The following is an 18,398-nucleotide window of genomic DNA, read 5'->3' as shown; positions in this document are numbered from 1 at the left end:
CCGACCACCAGGAGGGGAAACGCAGTTTGAGCGGGGCCTTCCATCGGCCTCGGCGCTAGCATGCTTGGCGTTCCGGCGTGAAGAGCCGAGATTGCCGGCATGGAGTCCTGCCTGCCATCCCTGCTGCTGATGAGCCCGCTGCCGCCGGCGCGGAATGGCATCGCCGACTATGCTGCCGCCCTGGCCGGCGCCCTGGCGCCGCATTACCGCTGCACCATCGCCTGCGCGGATTGGCTGGCCGAGGCACCGCCCGGCATCCCTGTCGTCGATCCCGTCCTGGCGCACCGGCTGCCGGAGAGCGGGGGCCGCATCCTGCACCAGATCGGCAACAACCCCGACCACGGCTTCGTCCTGCGGGCGCTGCGGCACTTGCCCGGCGTCACCACCCTGCATGACCCTGGCCTGCTGCACCTGCACGAGTCGACCGGCGAGGCGCCAGCGACCATCCTCGCCGGCATGCGCCATGCGGCGCCCCGCCTGGCCGCGACCTATGCCGCGCAGTTGCACGATTCCAGCTTCTCGACCCGGGCCAACCACCTGCTGTTCGACATCGCGGGGGAGGTCCTGGCGCGGTCCCGCGCCGTCGTCGTGCATTCGCGCTTCGCGTTGCAAAGGCTGCGGCTGACCCATGGCGAGGTGGCGACCGCGCATGTCGTCGTCATTCCCCATCCGATCCCGGCGGAGGCCCCGCCCGATCGGGCTGCCGCCCGCGCCAGGCTTGGCATTCCCGAGAGTGACTTCCTGGTGGTGACCGCCGGCTTCGCCGCGCGCGCCAAGCGGCTGGACTGGCTGCTCGCGGCGCTGGAGGGGCTGCCGGATATCCGCTGGATCCACGCCGGCGGCATCGATCCAGGCCAGGCCGCCGCCATCGCCGCCCGCGCCACCGTCACCGGCCATCTGGACGCGGTACGCTTCGCCGACCATATCGCCGCCGCCGATGTGCTGGTGAACCTGCGTTTTCCTTCGGGTGGCGAGAGCTCGGGCCCGCTCGCCCGCGGCTTGGCGGCCGGAGTCTGCTGCATCGTCTCCGATACCGGCGCCTATGCCGAATTGCCGCGCGATGCGGTCATCCATCTGCCCCTGGCAGACACCATCGGGAGGCTCGCCGCGACCTTGGCCGGGCTGCGCGACGATCCAGGGCAGGCCGCCATGGTTGGGGCCGCCGGACAACGCCATGCCCGGACGGAGATGACGCTGGCCGCCGTGGCGCACCGCTACCGCGATGTCATCGAGGCCTCCTGCGGGCGGCCTGTCGCAGCCTTCGCCAGCCCGGTACCTGGCCCCTTGCTGCAGACAACCGCCGATCCAGCACGTGTCGCCGAGGCCCTCGCCGGGCGCAGCGGCGCTTGCCGCCTGCGGGTCGAGGTCGCCGACCTCGCCCTCCTGGCACGGCTGAGCCTGACGCCCGCCGGACTGCTGCCCGGCCTGCTGCCGCCCAGGGCGGCCATCCGCGGGCTGCGGGTCGAGCCCGATGGCTTGCTGCTGGACCTCGACCTGGCCGGTGCCGGATGAGCGCGATGCCCTTCCTGGCCCGGCTCCTGGCCCACGCCTTCCCGGGGCTCGTTTCGCGGGATCTTGGGCTGCCGGCCGGGCGGCTGCTGCCCTGGCTGCCTGGCGTCCGCGTCGGCCTATCCGGGCCGCTGGATCTGGGCGAGGCCGCCTTGTTGGGCTGCTTCCGCCAAGCAGGGCGCCCGCTGCTCGGGCTGGATCCTCTGGCCGATGCCTGCCCCGACCCGGCATGGGATGCCGCGCCGGAGCGGCTTGCCTGGCGGGAGGCGCCGGGCGACGGCGGGGACGCGACCCTGACGCTGATCCATGGCGGCCTCGGCGCGACGCCCGTACCGGCCGGGCAGGCGCAGCTCATGCTGCTGCTGGGCAATACGACCGCGCTGGAGCGTCATGCGCTGCTGCTGCCGCAAGTCCGGCTCGCGGAGGTGCTGGACCGGCTGGGGGTTGCCGCCGCGGCCCTGGCTGGACCGGGCTGGCAGCTTGGTGGCCGCCTCGTCTCGCCCCGTCTTGCCAGCCTTGTCGCCCAGTCGCCGAATGGTACGGCCGCCAGCGTGGTGCTGGATGCCGGCAGCCTGCCAAATGACCTGGCCCCGCCCGGCCTCCTGGTTGGCCTACCGAGGCTGCGTCTTCTCCTCGGCGCCTTGCCGCCGCGCCATTGGCAACTCCGTCTGGGCTTCACCGGTGCGGCGCCTGGGCCGGTCGCCTTCTTTGTCGATGGCCGGCGCCAGCCTGCCCGGCTCGATCGCGACAGTCGCCTCGTTGCCGAATTCACCACGGCCGACGGCAAAGCCGTCATTCTTGGTCTCGCCTGGCCCGACGGTGCACCGGCAGGGCTGCAGCTGGGCAGGCTGGAGATCAGCGGATGACCCAGCCACCCCGCCTCCTGGTTGTCTCCCCCATTGCCTCCCACCCGGCGGATCAGGGCAATGCCGCCCGCATCCAGGCCCTGGGCGCGGCGCTGATGGCGCGCGGCATCACCTGCGAATTCCTCTGCTTCGCCACGGAGGGGCTGGTCCCCAGCCAGCAGGCCGCCATGGCGGGTTTCTGGCACGCCCTGCATGTCGAAGCGGGGGTGGCGGTCGGCGAAGCCTCCCTGCCCGGATGCTGGGGTCTCGATGACTGGTGCCCGCCCGCACTGGCCGAGCGTGTCGCCGACCTGCACCGCGCCCGGCGCTACGACGCCGTGCTGGTGAATTACGTCTGGCTCTCCGCTGCCTTCGCCGGCCTCGATGGCGTGCTGCGCATCCTCGATACGCATGACCTCTTCGGCGGCCGCGACGCGGTGGCCAAGGCGCAGGGCATCGATCCCTCCTGGTTCTTCACCTCCCTCGCCGAGGAGCGCTGCGGCCTCGACCGTGCCGACCTCGTTCTCGGCATCCAGGCGGGGGAAGCCGCCGTGCTCCGTCAACGCTGCGGGCGGGAGGTCGCGGTACTCGGCCATATGCCACCGCTCCGCTTCCTCGGCGTCTCAGGAGCGACGCCGGCCATGCCCTTCGGCTATCTCGGCAGCGCCAATCCCTGGAATCTCGCCGCCGTCCGCGCCCTGGATCAGGCGCTTGGCGCCGCGCCGGAACTGCCCTGGCTGCTCGCCGGCCGCATCCTGCGTCGGCAGGATCTCGTTCTCGCTTCGCGTCCCCGGCTGCTCGCCCAGGTGCCGGAAGCCGCGGCCTTCTATGCGCAGGTTGATTGCGTGCTGAACCCCATGGCGGGCGGCACCGGCCTCAAGATCAAGACGGTGGAGGCGCTGGCCTTCGGCAATCCCGTGCTCGGCACCTGCGATGCCTTCGCCGGGCTGCCGGTGGAGCACCCTGGCCATGCCTGTGCCGATGTGACCGAGGTCGTGGCGCTGATGCGCGAATTCGCCGCCAGCGCCGCCTTCCGGCAGGAGCTGCGGCTCGCCTCCCGCCTGCTGGCCCTGCGCCAGGCCGCCGCGGTCACCGCGCAGCAGGATGTGCTGGTGGCACGGCTACGAGCCGCGGCGGCTTGACGCGAGCGCCGGGGCGGGGCGCAGTCGGGCCGGATCGGGTTGGAGGGGATGGCGGCATGGAAGGCTTCAGCTTACAGGAACGGCGTCCCTTTGCCGGCGGTCTGCCCTTCGGCGACACCGGCCCCTATGAACTGCTGCTCGGCCGCGCCCATTACGCGGTGGACCCCACCGCACCAGGCAATGCCCCCATCACCGACCTCGCCCTGGCGCCGCGCGATGCCGACGGGCTGGTCCGCTTCAGCGGCGACGTGCAGATTCTATGCCCGGCGGACCCCAGGCTCGGCAATCGCCGGCTGTTCTTCGACTGGGGCAACCGCGGCAACAAGCGTTGCCTGCAGTACTTCAACGATGCCCGCGGTTCGAATCTGCCGCTCACCGCCGAGCATGCCGGCAATGGCTTCCTGATGCGGCGCGGCTACAGCATCGTCTGGGGTGCCTGGCAGGGCGATCTGCTGCCGGGCAATGGCCGCGTGATCCTCGATGCGCCGGTCGCCACGCGGGACGGCGCCCCCGTCACCGGCCTGCACCGCGCCGAGTTCATCGGGCAGGAAGGCGTGAATACCTTCCCCCTTGGCGTCTATACCAGCACCTATAGCCATCCTGCCGTGGATGGTCCGGCCAGGCTCACCCGCCGCCGCTACCCCTGGTCGCCGCGGGAGGACGTCCCGGCCGCTGAGTGGCAATTCGGCCGCTACGAGGCGGGCATGGGCCTCGAGGTCTTCGGCCGCGATTCGATTGTCGCCGAGTCTCGCCAGCATCTGCATATGCCGGCCGGCTTCCTTCCCGGTTGGATCTACGAGCTGGTCTATACCGCCACGGCACCGCGTGTCCTGGGCCTCGGCCATGCCGCGGTCCGCGACCTGGTGAGCTGGTTTCGGCATGAGGCCGGCGCGGTCAACCCGCTGCGCGGCGGCATCGACAAGGCCTATGGCTGGGGCCGTAGCCAGACCGGCCGCGCCATCCGCGACTTCCTCTACGACGGCTTCAATGCCGATACCGCAGGCCGTCAGGTCTTCGAAGGGCTGATGCCGCATGTCGCCGGCGCTGGGCGGCTGTTCATCGGCCGCTTCGCCAATCTTACCGTCCCGGCCGGGCAGCAATACGAGGACCACGACAATGCCGCCGACGCCTTCCCCTTCAGCTACGCCGAGACCACCGATCACCTGACCGGCGCGACCGATGCCATCCTCAAGCGGCCCGCGACCGACCCGCTGGTGATGCATAGCCAGAGCGCGACGGAATATTGGCAGCGCCGTGGCAGCCTGGTGCATACGACGACGCGGGGCGAGGACCTGCCCCAGCCGGAGGCCGTCCGCATCTACCATTGGTGCAGCAGCCAGCATGCTGCCAATCCGCTGCTGACGAAGCCCGCCACCGGTCCCTTCCTCAATGCCGAGAATGTCGTCTGGACCAGCATGCTCTTCCGCGCCCTGCTGGATGCGATGGATGCCTGGGCCACGGCGGGTACGCCGCCGCCGCCTTCGGCCATGCCGCGCCGCGCCGATGGCACCGCGGCCGCCATGGACGAATGGCGCGGCCAATTCCCTGCCATCCCCGGCATCGCCACCCCGCGCGGCCCGAGCGACTTCCCGCTGTATGACTTCGGCCTGGAGGCCGGGGTGCAGAGCATCCTGCCGCCGCGCGTCGCCGATGCCGCCGGCTATGCGGTGCTGATCCCGGCGGTCGATGCCGATGGCAATGACCTCGGCGGCGTCCGGGCGCCGATGGTGACGGTGCCGCTGGCGACCTATACCGCTTGGAACCTGCGGGCCCGGGGCAATGCCGCCGGCGCGCTGCACGAATATACCGGCAGCACCATCCCCTTCGCTGAAACGGAGGAAGAACGCGCTGCGACTGGCGACCCGCGGCCTTCCATCCAGGCACGCTATGGCGACGCGGCCGGCTATGTCGCCGCCATCACCACGGCGGCGGAAGCACTGGTCGCCCAGCGCCTGATGCTGGCCGAGGACATTCCCCGCGTCGCCAAGGCGGCGGCGGGATGGCACGCACCGCGGCATGCGGTCGGGCTGGATTAGGCCGGGTGCCGCATCCGCTCCAGCACGGCCGCGCTGCGGCGGAACTGGTCCGGGCTGAGCCCGAGCGGGCGCTCATGCACGATGCGCGGCACGGCCTGCTGCTCGCGCTCCGAGCGCAAGGCCAGCAGGGCAGGGACCGCGCCGCAGGCCAGGAAGACCAGGTCGAGCAGCAGCCAGGTCGTGTCGAGGTTGGCCATGGGTCTCTCCATCCTTCGGGCGGCAGCCGGTGTGCCGCCCCTCTGATGTCGCCACTGTCGCCCCCGCCACCTGAACCGACGCTGAGCCCCTTGTTCAGCCTGGGTTCAGCTTCGCGGCCCGATCCTCGTCCCATGCGACGTTCCTTACTCACCCTGCTGTTCGCCACCAGCCTGGCCGCATCCGGCACCGCTGCCCGGGCCGACGACGACGATGACCACGACCGCGCCCGTGCCGCGGTCGAGGCCGGTGAGATCCGCCCCCTGACGCAACTGCTGGCCGAAGTCGAGAAGCGCTACATCGGCCAGGTCGTGGATACCGACCTCGACCGGGAGGACGGCCGCTGGGTCTATGAATTCAAGTTGCTGCCGCCTTCCGGCCGGATGTTCCGGGTCGAGGTGGATGCCGCGACCGGCACCATCCGCCGCACCCGCGGTCCGGTGCAGGAACGCCGCTGATGCGCGTCCTGGTCGCAGAGGACAGTCCGGATCTGGCGGCCCAGCTGCAGGCGGCGCTGGCGGAAGCGCATTTTACCGTGGATATCGCCCCGGACGGCGAGGAAGCACTCTTCCTCGGCGAGACCGAGCCCTATGACGCCGTGGTACTGGACCTCGGCCTGCCGCGGCTCGACGGGCTTTCGGTGCTGCGGCGCTGGCGTGCGGCTGGCCGGGCCATGCCGGTGTTGATCCTGACGGCGCGGGACAGTTGGACCGAGAAGGTCGCCGGGCTCGATGCCGGGGCGGATGACTACCTGGCCAAGCCTTTCGCCATGGCCGAGCTGCTGGCCCGGCTGCGGGCATTGGTGCGCCGCGCGCATGGCCGCGCCCAGGCCGAGATCGCGCTTGGCGATCTGCTGATCGACCCGGCCGCCGGCAGTGTCGCGTTGCGTGGCACGCCGGTGCGGCTGACCGGGCTGGAGTTCCGGCTTTTGGCCTACCTGGCGCATCGCCCCGGTCAGCTCGTTTCCAAGACCGAGCTGACCGAGCATCTTTATGCCCAGGATTTCGACCGCGATTCCAATACGCTGGAGGTCGTTGTCGGACGCCTCCGCCGCAAGCTGGATCCGACGTTGATCGAGACGGTACGCGGCCAGGGCTACCGGCTGGCCACGGGCTGAATGCCCTTCCGCTCGCTCACGCTGCGGCTTGCGGTGCTCTCGGCGGCCTGGGTCGCGCTCGGGCTGAGTCTGGCTGGCTGGCTGGTGCTGAGCATCACCACGGAACAGGTGCTGCGCAGCTTCGATGGCCGTGTCACCAACCTGCTGGATACCGTCGCCGGGGCGGCGGCGATCGGCCCTGATGGCCGGCCGCGGCTGGAGCGTCCGGTCTCCGAGCCGAACTTCGGGCAGCCCTTCTCCGGCGCCTATTGGCAGATGGCCACGCCCTCCGGCGCCCGGGCCAGTTCCCGCTCGCTCTGGGATGCGCGGCTGCCTGGCTTCGATGCGGAGGCGGGCCCTGGCCCCAGAATGCGCGATGCGGCGGGACCGCGCGGCGAGAGACTGCGCCTTGCCGAGCGTAGCGTGGTGCTGACCGATACCGCCGCCCCGCTGCTGGTGCAGGTCGCCGTCGCCCGTGGCGCGGTGGATGGCGAGGTGCAGCGCCTCCGCCTGCTCATCACCATCGCTTTCGTCGTGCTCGGCATCGGCCTGGTGGCGGGGGTGGCCGGGCAGGTGGTCTGGGGATTGCAACCGCTGCGCCGGGCCCGCCGCGCCCTGGCCGAGGTCCGCGCCGGCGATCGCGCCGGCCTCGCGGGCGTATCGGCGCCCAGCGAGATCGCCCCGCTGCTGGAGGAGATCGACGCCCTCATCGCCCAGAACCGCGCCACGGTGGAGCGCGCGCGCGCCCATGTCGGCAACCTCGCCCATGCGCTGAAGACGCCCATCGCCATCCAGCGCGGGGCGCTGGAGACGGCGCCGCCCGGCCTCGCCAGCGTCCTGGCGCAGAATCAGGCGATGGAACGCCTGGTGCAGCACCACCTGACCCGGGCCCGCGCCGCCGCCATCTCCGGCGCCGCGGCCGCCGAGGCCATGCCGCATGCCGTGGCGGAGGAAATCGCGCGGGCGCTGCGCCGCCTGTTCCAGGACCGTGGCCTGGACATCACCGTGGCGGGGGACCGGCAGGCACGGGTCCGGGTGGACCACCAGGATCTGGCCGAGATGCTCGGCAACCTGCTGGAGAATGCCTGCAAATGGGCCGGCAGCGAGGTCAGGCTGCAGGTTCGGCGCGACGGCGCGATGGTCGAGGTGACCATCGCCGATGACGGCCCGGGCCTCTCGGCCGAGCAGCGCAGCCTCGTCCTGGCCCGTGGCGTGCGGCTGGATGAGGCCGCGCCAGGCAGCGGCCTCGGCCTCGCCATCGTCGGCGATCTGGTGGACCTCTACGGCGGCAGCCTGGCCTTGGAGGCGGCCGGGGCCGGCGGCCTATTGGCCCGATTGAGACTGCCGGGCCGCTAGACGACGCGAAAGTTCTGGAACTGCCAGGGATCGTCCGTCACCAGAGCTTCGGCGAACAGGGTGCCGCGGTCCTGCAGCGGGGTCCAATCGGAATATTCCCCGACCACTTCGCCGAGGTAGGGCCGCATGATTTCCATGCAGCGGGCATGGTCCAGCTCATCCGCCTCGACCACCCCGGCGCGGGGATTTTCCATCGCCCAGACCATCCCGGCCAGCACCGCCGCCGTCACCTGCAGCGAGGTGGCGTTGTTGTGCGGCGCCAGCGCCCGCGCCTCCTCGATGCCGAGGCGGGAGCCGAACCAATAGGCGCCCTTGGCATGGCCCATCAGCAGCACGCCAAGCTCGTCGATGCCGCTGGTGATCTCATGCATCATCAGCCGCTGCTTCGGCTGCATCGCCCAGTTCTTCCCCGCCAGTTCATGCACCGAGAGGACCGCATCATCGCAGGGGTGGTAGGCATAGTGCGCCGTCGGCCGGTAGGCCACGGCCCCCGCCGCATCGCGCACCGTGTAGTAGTCGGCGATCGAGATCGATTCGTTATGAGTGATGAGGAAGCCGTGGAAGGGGCCTTCCAGCGGCGTCCAGGACCGCACCCGCGTCGAGGCCCCCGGCCGCAGCAGATAGATTGCCGCATCGCCGCCGAAGTCATGCCGCCGCCCATCGGCCGGCAGGCCACGCTCATGCGTGCCCCAGCCAAGTTCGGCCGGCTGGCAACCTTCGCCGACGAAGCCGTCGATCGACCAGGTATTGACGAACTCGCCCACCGCCTTGGGCCGGCCCGCCACTTGGGTGTCGCGTTCGGCGATATGGATGACCTTCACGCCCAGCCGCTGTGCCAGCGCGGCCCAGCCGGCACGGTCCACCGGCGCCGGGCCGGCAAGGCCGGTATCCTGCGCGATGTTCAGCAGCGCTTCCTTGACCAGATGCGAAACCAGCCCCGGATTGGCACCATGGGTCATCACCGCGGTTGGGCCGGGGCCGGACTTCAGCGCCAGGGCGCTTTCCCGCAGTGCGTAATTGGACCGCTGGGAGGGGCTCAGTGCCGGATCGGTATAGCCGCCTGCCCAGGGCTCGACGCAGGTGTCGAGATAGAGCGCCCCGGCCTCCCCTGCCAGTTCCACGAGCGCCACGGAGGAGACATCGACCGACAGATTCAGCAGGAAGTCCCCTGGTGCCAGCATGGGCACCAGCACGTCGCGGTAGTTGTCACGCGTCAGCGCCTGCTGCACGAAGCGCACGCCGTATTCGGCCGCGACCTCCGCACCGCGCGGCTCCGCGGTCACGATGGTGATGCGGTCCCGCGGCAGGCCGATATGCCGCAGGATCAGCGGCAGCACCCCTTGGCCGATGCTGCCGAAGCCGAGCATGACCAGCCGGCCGGAAAATTCTGCGTGGATCATCGGTGGGTCCTTCCCGGCATGGTGGACAATCCCGCCGAAGGGATCGCCCGCCCAGTAACGCGGTCGCCGGTTCAGGCGGCCAGTGACAGTTCCACGGCGGCCGGCTCGAGCATCGGCCGGTCCCGCACCTCGACCAGCCTCGCCCGGTCGAAGCCATTGAAGGCCGTGCGCAGGCAGGCGCCATAGGCACCCAGCTGGCCGAGCTCGATCCAGTCGCCCTCGGCGATATCCTCGGGCAGCCAGAAGGGGCCGGCCATGCGGTCGGCGCTGTCGCAGGTCGGGCCAAAGAGCACGAAGCCTGCTTCCTCGGCGGAGGGCGGCGGCGCATCGGGTCGGATCAGCCGCACCGGGAAGGTGAAGCCCGGCGCCCCCGCATCCGACAGCGCGCCATAGACGCCGTCGTTCACGAAAAGCTCCTGTCCCCGCCGCGCCTGCACCTGCACCACCACCGAGCCGCCGGCGGCGACCAGTGCCCGCCCCGGCTCGGCCCAGAGCACCGCACCGGGCAACGCCAGCGCCTCGAACCCCGCCTCGATCTCGGCGAAGAAGGCACCGAGCGGCGGTGGCTCGATCCCCGGATAGGCGACCGGGAAACCGCCGCCGACATCGACGACATCAACTGCGACGCCCGCCTCGCGGATCACCTCGCCGGCCAGCGCCAGCGCCTGCCGCCAGGCCAGCGGGTCCAGCATCTGCGACCCGACGTGAAAGCAGAGGCCGAGCCGCGTGGCCGACGACCGCGCCGCCCGCAACAGGGCGGCCGCGTCTTCCGGCGCGGCGCCGAACTTGCCCGAAAGGTCATGCATCGCCGTGCCCTTCGGCAGCGCCAGCCGCACGAACAGCCCGAGCCCTTCGGCCGCGCCGGCGCCCGTCTCCACCAGGATCTTCGCCAGTTCATCGGCGCTATCCAGGACGAAGTCGCGCACCCCATGCTCGATCCAGGCGGCACGGATCGCCCCGCGGGCCTTCACCGGATGCATGAAGTGGATGCCGGCCTCGGGGAACATGGCCCGCACCAGCGCCACCTCGGCGGCCGAGGCGCAGTCGAAGTGCCGAACCCCGCCGTCCCAGACCGCGCGCAGCACGGCAGGCTCCGGGTTGCATTTCACCGCGAAGAGCGTTTCGCCCGGGAAGCCGGCGACGAAGCCGGCCGCTGCCGCGGCGATGGCTGCCGGGCGCAGGCAATGCATCGGCTCCTCCGGCCGCTCGACCGCGACAAGGGCGTCGACCGAAGGCAGCACGGCGGCGTCGAAGGAACGGCGCAGCGGGGTCACCGCCGCACGGGTGCGGACCAGGCTCATGGCAATATCCTCAGGGCATCGCAGGCGGGCAGGGGCAGGCGGAGACGACACCTCGTCTCAGGCGATGCGCGCGGATCTCCGCGGCGCAAGCCAGCGTTCAAGCAACATAGGCAGATCCCTTGCGACCCCGGCCTTGCGGCCGGCATGGACGAAAAGGACGCATCCCGTCGTTGCTGTGCCCTGCAACCAGGGCTCGCGGCACGTGCGATAGCGCCAGCGGCAGGCCTCAGCCAACCGCGACCGGATAAATAGTGGTTCTGGCCCCGGATTGCCATGTTTTTTTGCCGGGGCTCTGCTGATCCGCCGGCATGGCCGCCGGATAGGGTGGGATATTGCAGGAAAGTTACCGGTCGAGGGCCTGCAACGCCAGATATTCCCAAGCCAGCGTCGCCGCCGCCAGGGCGGTGATCTCGGCCACGTCGTAGGCGGGCGAGACCTCGACGATATCCATGCCCCGGAAATCCACCCCCGCCAGTCGACGCAGCAGCCCCTGCGCCTGCCAGCTGGCGAGCCCGCCGATCTCCGGCGTGCCGGTGCCAGGGGCGAAGGCCGGGTCCAGGCAATCGATGTCGAAGGAGAGATAGGCGGGCGCGTCGCCCAGCACGCGGCGGACCCGCTCGGCCAGCGCTTCCGGCCCCAGCTCCTGCGCCCGTTGTCCGGTGACAACCGTGACGCCCTGGCCGATGGTCCAGTCCCAGGTGGCGCGATCGACCGGGGATCGAATGCCGACCTGGATCATCCGCGCCGGGTCCACCAGGCCTTCCAGGATGGCGTGGTAGAAGGGCGAGCCATGGGCGAAGGCCTGGCCGAAGTTATCGGACCAAGTATCCACATGCGCATCGCAATGCAGCAGGCCGAGCGGCCCACCGATGCGCTTCGAGAGCGCCCGCAACAGTGCCAGGGTGATGCCATGCTCGCCGCCCAGCGCGACCAGATGCCGGCATTGCGCGGCCTGCTGCTCGATCAGCGCCAGGCTGGCCGGGATATCCCCGAGCGCGATGGCGAAATCCCCGATATCGGCGATATCGAGGTCGCGGGGATCCACCCAATGCTCGGGATGGACCCCGTCCACCAGCATGCGGCTGGCCCGGCGGATCGCCGCCGGGCCATCCCGCGTTCCGGCGCGGTTGGTGGTGCCGATATCGAGCGGCACTCCCGCGACGACATGGCCGGCCCCCGGGTCCTGCCGCGCTATCCCGAGGAAGCCAGGCGGCGTGGCGAAAGTCGGGGTGCCGGCCATGCGCGCTATTTCACCGAGGAGAAGCTGGTCGGCGTCAGGAAGGAATTCTCGACCACGGCGACGATCTGGCCGTCCTTCTCGGTCTCGGCCCGGGCGGCCAGCCATTCGGGGTCGGTGCCGAAGGCGGTCCATTTCTTCTCCCGCTCCGCCAGGCTGTCCCAGGCGAGCAGGTAGTACAGGTCCTGGTTCGAGGAGCCGACCAGCACGGTCCAGAAGCCGGCCTGCCTGATGCCGTGTTTCTCCCAGAGCTTCAGGGTGATGGTGTCGAAACGCTTCAGCAGTGCCGGCAGGCGTCCGGGCAGGCAGTGGTAGACGCGAAGCTCGTAGATCATCCTTAGGGTCCCTCCCATTGGGCCAGGGGATGCTAACCCGGGCTGGCAGTCGGCCATAGTGGGGCTATGCTCCGGGCAAGGGAGAACATCCATGTCGATAACGACCGCCGTCGAGGCCGGCACCGATCTCGTCGAATACTACTTCGATCAGGGCTGGACCGACGGCCTGCCGGTGGTGCCGCCGACGCCGGCCAAGGTCGAAGCCTTCGTCTTGGCACTGGGCGGCGCGCCCGATTTCGTGGAATGCAAGGTCGCCCCGCGCTGGGGCCTGCTGACGCGGGAGGTGCTGGCGATCAATGCCGTCATGGCCGGCTGCCAGCCCGCCTATGCCCCGGTGCTTCGCGCGGCGATGCTGGCGCTGACCGACCAAGCCTTCAACCTGAACGGCGTGCAGGCGACGACGCATATGGCCGCGCCGCTGGTCATCGTGAACGGCCCCATGGCGCGTGAGATCGGCATGAACGGCGGGGCGAATGCCTTCGGCCCCGGCAACCGCGCCAATGCGACGATCGGCCGCGCCATCCGGCTGATGCTGCTGAACGTCGGCGGCGCGCATCCGCCAGACCTCGACAAATGCACCCTCGGCAATCCAGCCAAGTACAGCTTCGCCATCTGCGAGAACGAAGCCTTCAGCCCACTCGCGCCCTACCATGTGGAGCATGGCTACAAGCCGGAGGACAGCACGGTCTTCGCCATGGCCGCCGAGGCGCCGCATAGCGTCACCGACCACCAGTGCAACGATCCCGAGGGCATTCTCGACACCATCTGCTCGGCGATGAGCACCATCGCCTCCAACAACGCGGTGCTTTCGGGCCATTGCGCCGTGGCGCTCGGCCTGGAACATGCGCGCACCATCGCCAAGGCGGGCTGGACCCGGCACGACATCCGCCACTACCTCTGGATGCACAGCGGCAACGCCTTCCGGCTGATCACCCGCGACCACCGCTACGGCAAGGTCTACAACCGCAACCTGCCGAAATGGTACCAGCGAGACCCGGACAGCCGTATCCCCATCGTCCCCAGCCCCGACAATATCCACCTCTTCGTGGTCGGCGGCGATGCCGGCCGCTTCTCCGCCTTCATTCCCGGCTGGGGCCATATGAACACGCCGGTGCTGCGCCCGATCGAGGCCGGCGTCACCGCCGCCGGGCCGGAGTGCATCGGCGGCGTCTGCGCGATCTAGGGAGAACGACCATGCTCGACCGCCTCGATGCCGGCACTGCCTTCTTCTTCGACCCGCGCGGCCGGGTGGAAGCTGCCGACGCGCCCATCGCGCCTCGCCTCGGAACACTGGACGGCCTGCGCCTCGGCATCCTCGACAACAGCAAGTGGAACGCCAACAAGCTGCTGCGCGGCGCGCAGGCGGCGCTGGGCGAGGGCATCCGCTTCGCCGCGGTGAATTACTACGTGAAGCACAGCTTCTCGAAAGATGCGGCACCCGAACTGATCGCCCGCATCGCCGCCGAGTGCGACTTGGTGCTGACCGCCATCGGCGATTGCGGCTCCTGCTGTTCCTGCTGCGTCCGCGACAGCATCGCGCTCGAGCGCCTGGGCATCCCCGCCGCCTGCATCATCACCACCGAATTCGAACGCGAGACCGAGCTGACCCGCACCGCCATCGGCATGACCGGGCTGCGCCCAGTGGTGATCGATCACCCCGTCAGCTCCATCACCGCCGAGGAAGTGGCCGCCCGCGTCGCCGTCATCACTCGCGAGGCGCAGGCGGTCTGGCTTGGCCTATGACGTCTGGAAGCTGGTCCATCTGCTGGGCGTGATCCTGCTGGTCGGCAATGTCACGGTGACCTCGATCTGGAAACTCTATGCCGACCGCACGCGCGACCCGCGCATCATCGGCTTCGCCCAGCGGCTGGTCACCGTGACGGACTGGTTCTTCACCTTCTGGGGTATCCTGTTGCTGGTTGCCGGCGGCTATGGGGCCGCCTGGGTGGCGGGCATGGACCCGTTGCGCGACGGCTGGCTGGTCTGGTCAGAGGTGCAATTCGTGGCCGCGGGTATCATCTGGCTATTCGTCCTGGTGCCTATCCAGGTCCGCCAGGCTCGCATGGCCCGCGCTTTCGCCACCACCGGCGAGATTCCGGCGGAGTATTGGCGCGCCGGCCGGCGCTGGATTACCTGGGGCCTGGTGGCCACCATCCCGCTGGTTGGCGCGCTCTGGACCATGGTCGCCAAGCCCTGAGCCAGGTATCCTTGCCGGCAACAAAGGGCAGGGGAGGCCGCCAGTGCTGTTCTACGATTCCATCGGACCCAATCCGCGCGTCGTCCGGATCTTCATGGCCGAGCGCGGCATCGAATTGCCGAAGACCACCATCGACCTGCGCGGCGGCGAAAATCGCCAAAAGCCCTATCTGGCGAAGAATCCCGCCGGGCAGATGCCCTGCCTCGAGCTCGACGATGGCAGCGTCCTCGCCGAGATCACCGCCATCTGCGAATACCTCGACGAGATCACTCCCGGTCCATCGCTTATCGGCGCCACGGCCCAGGAGCGCGCAGAATGCCGCATGTGGACCCGCCGGATCGACCTCAACATCGTCGAGCCAATGCTGAACGGGTTCCGCTTCAGCCAGGGCCTCAAGCTCTTCCAGGACCGCGTCCACTGCATCCCCCAGGCCGCTGACGACTTGAAGGCGACGGCGCAGGAACGTCTCGCCTGGCTCGACGGGCTGATCGCCGGCCGCACTTTCACTCGCGGCGATAGCCTGAGCCTCGCCGACATCATGCTGTTCGCCTTCCTCGACTTCGGCGCCCAGGTCGGCCAGCCGATCAACCCGGCGCACCGGGCGATCGCCGCGCATCACGCGATGATGGCGGCGCGCGCCTCGGCGGCGGCCTAGCAGCTCAGCGCTTCGGCAGGAGCTGCTCCGCCAGTGCTGCCCAGTAGCTGGCGCCGACCGGCAGGACGGCATCGTTGAAGTCGTACTTCGGATGGTGCACCTGCGGGTCGGCCGGCCCGCGCCCGGCGCCGAGCATGATGTAGCTGCCGGCCTTGGCATTTAGCATGAAGGAGAAGTCCTCGCCGCCCATGGTCGGCCGGGGCATCTCCTGCACCTTGGCCTCGCCGGCCACGCTGCGTGCCGCGGCAACGGCCAGCACCGTGCTCTCCGGCTCGTTCACGGTCGCCGGATAGCCGCGGTCGAACACGGCCTTGGCAGTGGCGCCGAAGGCCGTGGCAATTCCGGTGCTGAGTTCGAGGAATTTTCTCTCCAATAGGTCGCCGACCTCCGGCTTGAACCAGCGGGCCGTACCGCGCAGTGTCACGATTTCGGGGATGACGTTCCAGGTATCGCCACCCTGGATCTGGCCGATGGTGATGACCCCGGATTCCACGGGGTCGAGGCTGCGGCCGACGATCGATTGCAGGGCGGTGACGATCTGCGCGGCGATGACGACGGGATCGTTGCCCTGATGCGGCATGGCGCCATGCGCGCCCTTGCCGGAAATCTCGACGAAGATCTGCGCCGTCGCGGCCATGATCGGCCCCTCCCGCCAAAGGAAATTGCCTTCCGGCGCGCCAGGCCAGTTGTGCATCCCGAAGACCCGCTCCATCGGGAAGCGATCGAACAGGCCCTCCCGCACCATGACATTGCCGCCGCCGCCATTCTCCTCGGCCGGCTGGAAGATGAGATAGACGGTGCCCTCGAAGTTGCGGGTTTCGGCCAGGTACTTGGCCGCGCCCAGCAACATGGTCGTATGCCCGTCATGGCCGCAGGCATGCATCTTCCCCGGCACGGTCGAGGCATGCGGCACGCCGCTCTGCTCCAGGATCGGCAACGCATCCATGTCGGCCCGCAGGCCGATGGCCCGGGAGGTATCGCCCTGGCCACGGATGACGCCAACGACGCCGGTCTTGGCAATGCCGGTGATGACCTCGTCGCAGCCGAATTCGCGGAGCTTGTCGGCGACGATCCCGGCGGTCCGCACCTCCTCGAAGGCGATTTCCGGATGGGCGTGGAAATCCTGCCGCCAGGCGGTCATCTCGACGTGGAAATCGGCAATGCGGTTCAGGATCGGCATGAGGTCTCGCCCGTGTTCTGCTGCCGCCAGCTATGGGCGCTGGCGGCAGTTTGTCCAGGCTTCAGACACCCTCGGGCCGCAGGAAGGCCAAGTCAGCCCCGTCCGGCGCCTGCAGCACCTGCTCGAACATCAGTTTGTCCCAGCCGCGCTTCGGCGCCACCGGAGCCTTCCACAGCGCCCGGCGGCGATCCAACTCGGCCGCATCGACCAGCAGGTCCAGCGTCCGGTTCTTGACGGAGAGCCGCACCCGATCCCCGGTCTCGACCAGCGCCAGCGGGCCACCGGCCGCCGCCTCGGGGGCGATATGCAGCACGATGGTGCCGAAGGCGGTGCCGGACATGCGGCAGTCGCTCATCCGCACCATATCCTTGACGCCCTGCCGGCCCAGCTTTTTCGGGATCGGCAGGTAGCCGGCCTCCGGCATCCCGGCCGGGGTCAGCGGCCCGGCGTTCTTCAGGATGAGGATGTCCTCGGCCGTCACGTCGAGGTCGTCGGCGTCGATCCGGTTGGCGAGGTCGGCCAGCCCGTCGAAGACCATGCAGCGGGCTTCGGTCTCGAATAGGGCAGGGGTCGCCGCGCTGCGCTTCAGGATGGCGCCGTCCGGGGCCAGGCTGCCGAACAGCGAAACCAGCCCGCCGACCGGGCTGACCGGCGTGGCCCGCGCCCGGATGATGGCGCGGTCGACGAAGGGCGGCGCCGCATCCAGCTGCTCAGCCAGGGTCCGGCCATAGAGGTCCTTGCAGTCGAGGTGCAGCAGGTCACGCAACTCCCGCAGCAGCGCGATCATCCCCCCGGCAGCATGGAAGTCCTCCATATAGCCCTCGCCGGTCGGCTTGAGGTCGACCAGTACCGGGGTCTCCTCGCTCAGCGCATCCAGCCGCTTGAGGTCGATCTTGACGCCCACGCGGCCGGCGATGGCGGTCAGGTGGATCAGCGCATTGGTCGAGCCACCCAGCGAGAGCAGGACCCGCAGCGCATTCTCGACCGATTTCTCGGTGATGATCTCGGAGGGCTTCACCGGATGGGTGATCAGCCGCACTGCCAAGGCGCCGGCTTCTTCGGCGATCCGCAGCCGGTCCGAATGCACCGCCGGGGCCGAGGCCGCCATCAGCGGCATGAAGCCCAGGGTCGCGGCGATGCAGGCCATGGTGGAGGCGGTGCCCATGACGCCGCAGGTGCCGGAAGTGGTGGCCAGCTTGCCTTCGATCTCGCCGATCCGCTCGGCCGAAACGTCGCCGGCGCGGTAGCGCGCCCAGTAGCGGCGACAATCGGTACAGGCTGCCAGCCGCTCGCCCTCGAAGCGCTGTGCCAGCATCGGGCCGGTGACCAGCATGACGGAGGGCACATCGGCGCTGGCGGCGGCCATGAGCTGGGCCGGCACGGTCTTGTCGCAGCCGCCGATCAGCACCGCCGCATCCATGGGCTGGGCGGTCAGCATCGCCTCGGTATCGATCGCCATGAGATTGCGGTAATGCATCGAGGTCGGGACCAGCGAAGGCTCGCAGAGGCTGACGGTCGGGAAGGCCAGCGGCAGCGCGCCGGCCGCCAGCACGCCGCGCTTCACCGCCTCCACCAGTTCCGGCACCGAGCGATGGCAATTGTTGTAGTCCGAGGCGGTATCGGCGATGCCGACCACCGGCTTTTCCAGCATGGTCCGCGAATAGCCCATGGAGGCTGCGAAGCTGCGCCGCAGGTAAAAGGCGAAATCGGGGTCACCATAGTTGGCGGCATTGCGGGACAGGCCGTGCGGCGGCTTCTCATTGGCCATGGGAGTCACTCCGGATTGATCGGCGCAGGCTGCCCCAGCCGCCGCCATCCTGGCAACACAGGCCTTTCCGCAATGCGGTATCCTGATACCGCGGCCCCGAATGCGGCTTTCTGCTTGACCTAATCCGCATCCGCCGCCATACGTCG

At 69.6% G+C, this 18,398-nt stretch carries 18 protein-coding genes; 11 read left to right on the top strand and 7 right to left on the bottom strand.

Annotated elements, in window-relative coordinates:
- Window positions 1–99: 99 nt before the first annotated feature.
- The 4 genes from AC0IW9_RS12350 to AC0IW9_RS12335 are packed head-to-tail and all read left to right on the top strand — an operon-like array spanning window position 100 to window position 5,532.
- On the top strand, window positions 100–1,512 hold the full coding sequence (locus tag AC0IW9_RS12350) for a glycosyltransferase family 4 protein (RefSeq protein ID WP_471648549.1): 1,413 nt from the start codon (window positions 100–102) through the stop codon (window positions 1,510–1,512).
- A gap of 5 nt (window positions 1,513–1,517) precedes the next feature.
- The gene (locus tag AC0IW9_RS12345) at window positions 1,518–2,375 is read left to right on the top strand and encodes a hypothetical protein (RefSeq protein WP_471648548.1); all 858 of its coding nucleotides are present in this window, start codon (window positions 1,518–1,520) and stop codon (window positions 2,373–2,375) included.
- Window positions 2,372–3,496 (top strand): glycosyltransferase, encoded by a 1,125-nt coding sequence (locus AC0IW9_RS12340; protein WP_471648547.1) that lies wholly within the window; start codon window positions 2,372–2,374, stop codon window positions 3,494–3,496. The genes AC0IW9_RS12345 and AC0IW9_RS12340 overlap by 4 nt, the downstream gene beginning before the upstream one ends.
- A gap of 56 nt (window positions 3,497–3,552) precedes the next feature.
- Window positions 3,553–5,532, top strand: a complete 1,980-nt coding sequence (locus AC0IW9_RS12335; protein ID WP_471648546.1) for an alpha/beta hydrolase domain-containing protein — start codon at window positions 3,553–3,555, stop codon at window positions 5,530–5,532.
- Here the strand turns inward: AC0IW9_RS12335 and AC0IW9_RS12330 are convergent.
- Complete coding sequence (locus tag AC0IW9_RS12330) at window positions 5,529–5,729, bottom strand: hypothetical protein (RefSeq protein ID WP_471648545.1); 201 nt, start codon at window positions 5,727–5,729, stop codon at window positions 5,529–5,531. The two genes, AC0IW9_RS12335 and AC0IW9_RS12330, sit on opposite strands and share 4 nt — an antisense overlap.
- 132 nt (window positions 5,730–5,861) lie before the next feature.
- On the opposite strand from AC0IW9_RS12330, the gene AC0IW9_RS12325 reads away from it, so the two are divergent.
- Genes AC0IW9_RS12325 through AC0IW9_RS12315 form a run of 3 tightly spaced genes read left to right on the top strand, consistent with a single transcriptional unit; the run spans window position 5,862 to window position 8,179 of the window.
- Window positions 5,862–6,185, top strand: coding sequence for a PepSY domain-containing protein (locus tag AC0IW9_RS12325; RefSeq protein ID WP_471648544.1), 324 nt, complete (start codon window positions 5,862–5,864; stop codon window positions 6,183–6,185).
- A complete protein-coding gene (locus AC0IW9_RS12320; RefSeq protein ID WP_471648543.1) occupies window positions 6,185–6,844 on the top strand; it encodes a response regulator transcription factor in 660 nt (219 codons plus the stop codon). The genes AC0IW9_RS12325 and AC0IW9_RS12320 overlap by 1 nt, the downstream gene beginning before the upstream one ends.
- On the top strand, window positions 6,845–8,179 hold the full coding sequence (locus AC0IW9_RS12315) for a sensor histidine kinase (protein WP_471648542.1): 1,335 nt from the start codon (window positions 6,845–6,847) through the stop codon (window positions 8,177–8,179).
- On the opposite strand, the gene AC0IW9_RS12310 is transcribed toward AC0IW9_RS12315, so the two are convergent.
- The 4 genes from AC0IW9_RS12310 to AC0IW9_RS12295 all read right to left on the bottom strand — a co-directional run bounded on the left by AC0IW9_RS12310 (window position 8,176) and on the right by AC0IW9_RS12295 (window position 12,452).
- The gene (locus tag AC0IW9_RS12310) at window positions 8,176–9,579 is read right to left on the bottom strand and encodes a homospermidine synthase (protein ID WP_471648541.1); all 1,404 of its coding nucleotides are present in this window, start codon (window positions 9,577–9,579) and stop codon (window positions 8,176–8,178) included. The two genes, AC0IW9_RS12315 and AC0IW9_RS12310, sit on opposite strands and share 4 nt — an antisense overlap.
- Before the next feature lie 71 nt (window positions 9,580–9,650).
- Window positions 9,651–10,880, bottom strand: coding sequence for a type III PLP-dependent enzyme domain-containing protein (locus AC0IW9_RS12305; protein ID WP_471648540.1), 1,230 nt, complete (start codon window positions 10,878–10,880; stop codon window positions 9,651–9,653).
- A 343-nt stretch (window positions 10,881–11,223) separates the two neighbouring features.
- A complete protein-coding gene (speB, locus tag AC0IW9_RS12300) occupies window positions 11,224–12,120 on the bottom strand; it encodes an agmatinase (RefSeq protein ID WP_471648539.1) in 897 nt (298 codons plus the stop codon).
- A gap of 5 nt (window positions 12,121–12,125) precedes the next feature.
- Complete coding sequence (locus AC0IW9_RS12295; protein ID WP_471648538.1) at window positions 12,126–12,452, bottom strand: NIPSNAP family protein; 327 nt, start codon at window positions 12,450–12,452, stop codon at window positions 12,126–12,128.
- Window positions 12,453–12,543: 91 nt separating this feature from the next.
- Here AC0IW9_RS12295 and AC0IW9_RS12290 point away from each other — a divergent pair, with 91 nt between their 5' ends.
- Genes AC0IW9_RS12290 through AC0IW9_RS12275 form a run of 4 tightly spaced genes read left to right on the top strand, consistent with a single transcriptional unit; the run spans window position 12,544 to window position 15,304 of the window.
- The gene (locus tag AC0IW9_RS12290) at window positions 12,544–13,635 is read left to right on the top strand and encodes a hypothetical protein (RefSeq protein WP_471648537.1); all 1,092 of its coding nucleotides are present in this window, start codon (window positions 12,544–12,546) and stop codon (window positions 13,633–13,635) included.
- An 11-nt stretch (window positions 13,636–13,646) separates the two neighbouring features.
- On the top strand, window positions 13,647–14,195 hold the full coding sequence (locus AC0IW9_RS12285) for a UGSC family (seleno)protein (RefSeq protein WP_471648536.1): 549 nt from the start codon (window positions 13,647–13,649) through the stop codon (window positions 14,193–14,195).
- Window positions 14,185–14,649, top strand: coding sequence for a DUF2269 family protein (locus AC0IW9_RS12280; protein ID WP_471648535.1), 465 nt, complete (start codon window positions 14,185–14,187; stop codon window positions 14,647–14,649). Before AC0IW9_RS12285 ends, AC0IW9_RS12280 begins: the two co-directional genes overlap by 11 nt.
- A gap of 43 nt (window positions 14,650–14,692) precedes the next feature.
- Window positions 14,693–15,304 (top strand): glutathione S-transferase family protein, encoded by a 612-nt coding sequence (locus AC0IW9_RS12275; RefSeq protein WP_471648534.1) that lies wholly within the window; start codon window positions 14,693–14,695, stop codon window positions 15,302–15,304.
- Window positions 15,305–15,308: 4 nt separating this feature from the next.
- Here AC0IW9_RS12275 and AC0IW9_RS12270 read toward each other — a convergent pair whose 3' ends face one another.
- Window positions 15,309–16,484 (bottom strand): M20 aminoacylase family protein, encoded by a 1,176-nt coding sequence (locus tag AC0IW9_RS12270; protein WP_471648533.1) that lies wholly within the window; start codon window positions 16,482–16,484, stop codon window positions 15,309–15,311.
- A gap of 61 nt (window positions 16,485–16,545) precedes the next feature.
- The gene (locus tag AC0IW9_RS12265; protein ID WP_471648532.1) at window positions 16,546–18,252 is read right to left on the bottom strand and encodes a dihydroxy-acid dehydratase; all 1,707 of its coding nucleotides are present in this window, start codon (window positions 18,250–18,252) and stop codon (window positions 16,546–16,548) included.
- Between the last annotated feature and the right edge of the window lie 146 nt (window positions 18,253–18,398).

The sequence above is a fragment of the Belnapia sp. AC561 genome (assembly GCF_979252845.1).
This window is presented reverse-complemented; position numbering and strand designations above follow the sequence as displayed.

What these genes read in the sequence shown, in the direction of transcription:
- AC0IW9_RS12350 (WP_471648549.1), top strand. Translation starts at nt 100, where the DNA reads ATGGAGTCCTGCCTGCCATCCCTGCTGCTGATGAGCCCGCTGCCGCCG.
- AC0IW9_RS12345 (WP_471648548.1), top strand. Translation starts at nt 1,518, where the DNA reads ATGCCCTTCCTGGCCCGGCTCCTGGCCCACGCCTTCCCGGGGCTCGTT.
- AC0IW9_RS12340 (WP_471648547.1), top strand. Translation starts at nt 2,372, where the DNA reads ATGACCCAGCCACCCCGCCTCCTGGTTGTCTCCCCCATTGCCTCCCAC.
- AC0IW9_RS12335 (WP_471648546.1), top strand. Translation starts at nt 3,553, where the DNA reads ATGGAAGGCTTCAGCTTACAGGAACGGCGTCCCTTTGCCGGCGGTCTG.
- AC0IW9_RS12330 (WP_471648545.1), bottom strand. Translation starts at nt 5,729, where the DNA reads ATGGCCAACCTCGACACGACCTGGCTGCTGCTCGACCTGGTCTTCCTG.
- AC0IW9_RS12325 (WP_471648544.1), top strand. Translation starts at nt 5,862, where the DNA reads ATGCGACGTTCCTTACTCACCCTGCTGTTCGCCACCAGCCTGGCCGCA.
- AC0IW9_RS12320 (WP_471648543.1), top strand. Translation starts at nt 6,185, where the DNA reads ATGCGCGTCCTGGTCGCAGAGGACAGTCCGGATCTGGCGGCCCAGCTG.
- AC0IW9_RS12315 (WP_471648542.1), top strand. Translation starts at nt 6,845, where the DNA reads ATGCCCTTCCGCTCGCTCACGCTGCGGCTTGCGGTGCTCTCGGCGGCC.
- AC0IW9_RS12310 (WP_471648541.1), bottom strand. Translation starts at nt 9,579, where the DNA reads ATGATCCACGCAGAATTTTCCGGCCGGCTGGTCATGCTCGGCTTCGGC.
- AC0IW9_RS12305 (WP_471648540.1), bottom strand. Translation starts at nt 10,880, where the DNA reads ATGAGCCTGGTCCGCACCCGTGCGGCGGTGACCCCGCTGCGCCGTTCC.
- speB (WP_471648539.1), bottom strand. Translation starts at nt 12,120, where the DNA reads ATGGCCGGCACCCCGACTTTCGCCACGCCGCCTGGCTTCCTCGGGATA.
- AC0IW9_RS12295 (WP_471648538.1), bottom strand. Translation starts at nt 12,452, where the DNA reads ATGATCTACGAGCTTCGCGTCTACCACTGCCTGCCCGGACGCCTGCCG.
- AC0IW9_RS12290 (WP_471648537.1), top strand. Translation starts at nt 12,544, where the DNA reads ATGTCGATAACGACCGCCGTCGAGGCCGGCACCGATCTCGTCGAATAC.
- AC0IW9_RS12285 (WP_471648536.1), top strand. Translation starts at nt 13,647, where the DNA reads ATGCTCGACCGCCTCGATGCCGGCACTGCCTTCTTCTTCGACCCGCGC.
- AC0IW9_RS12270 (WP_471648533.1), bottom strand. Translation starts at nt 16,484, where the DNA reads ATGCCGATCCTGAACCGCATTGCCGATTTCCACGTCGAGATGACCGCC.
- AC0IW9_RS12265 (WP_471648532.1), bottom strand. Translation starts at nt 18,252, where the DNA reads ATGGCCAATGAGAAGCCGCCGCACGGCCTGTCCCGCAATGCCGCCAAC.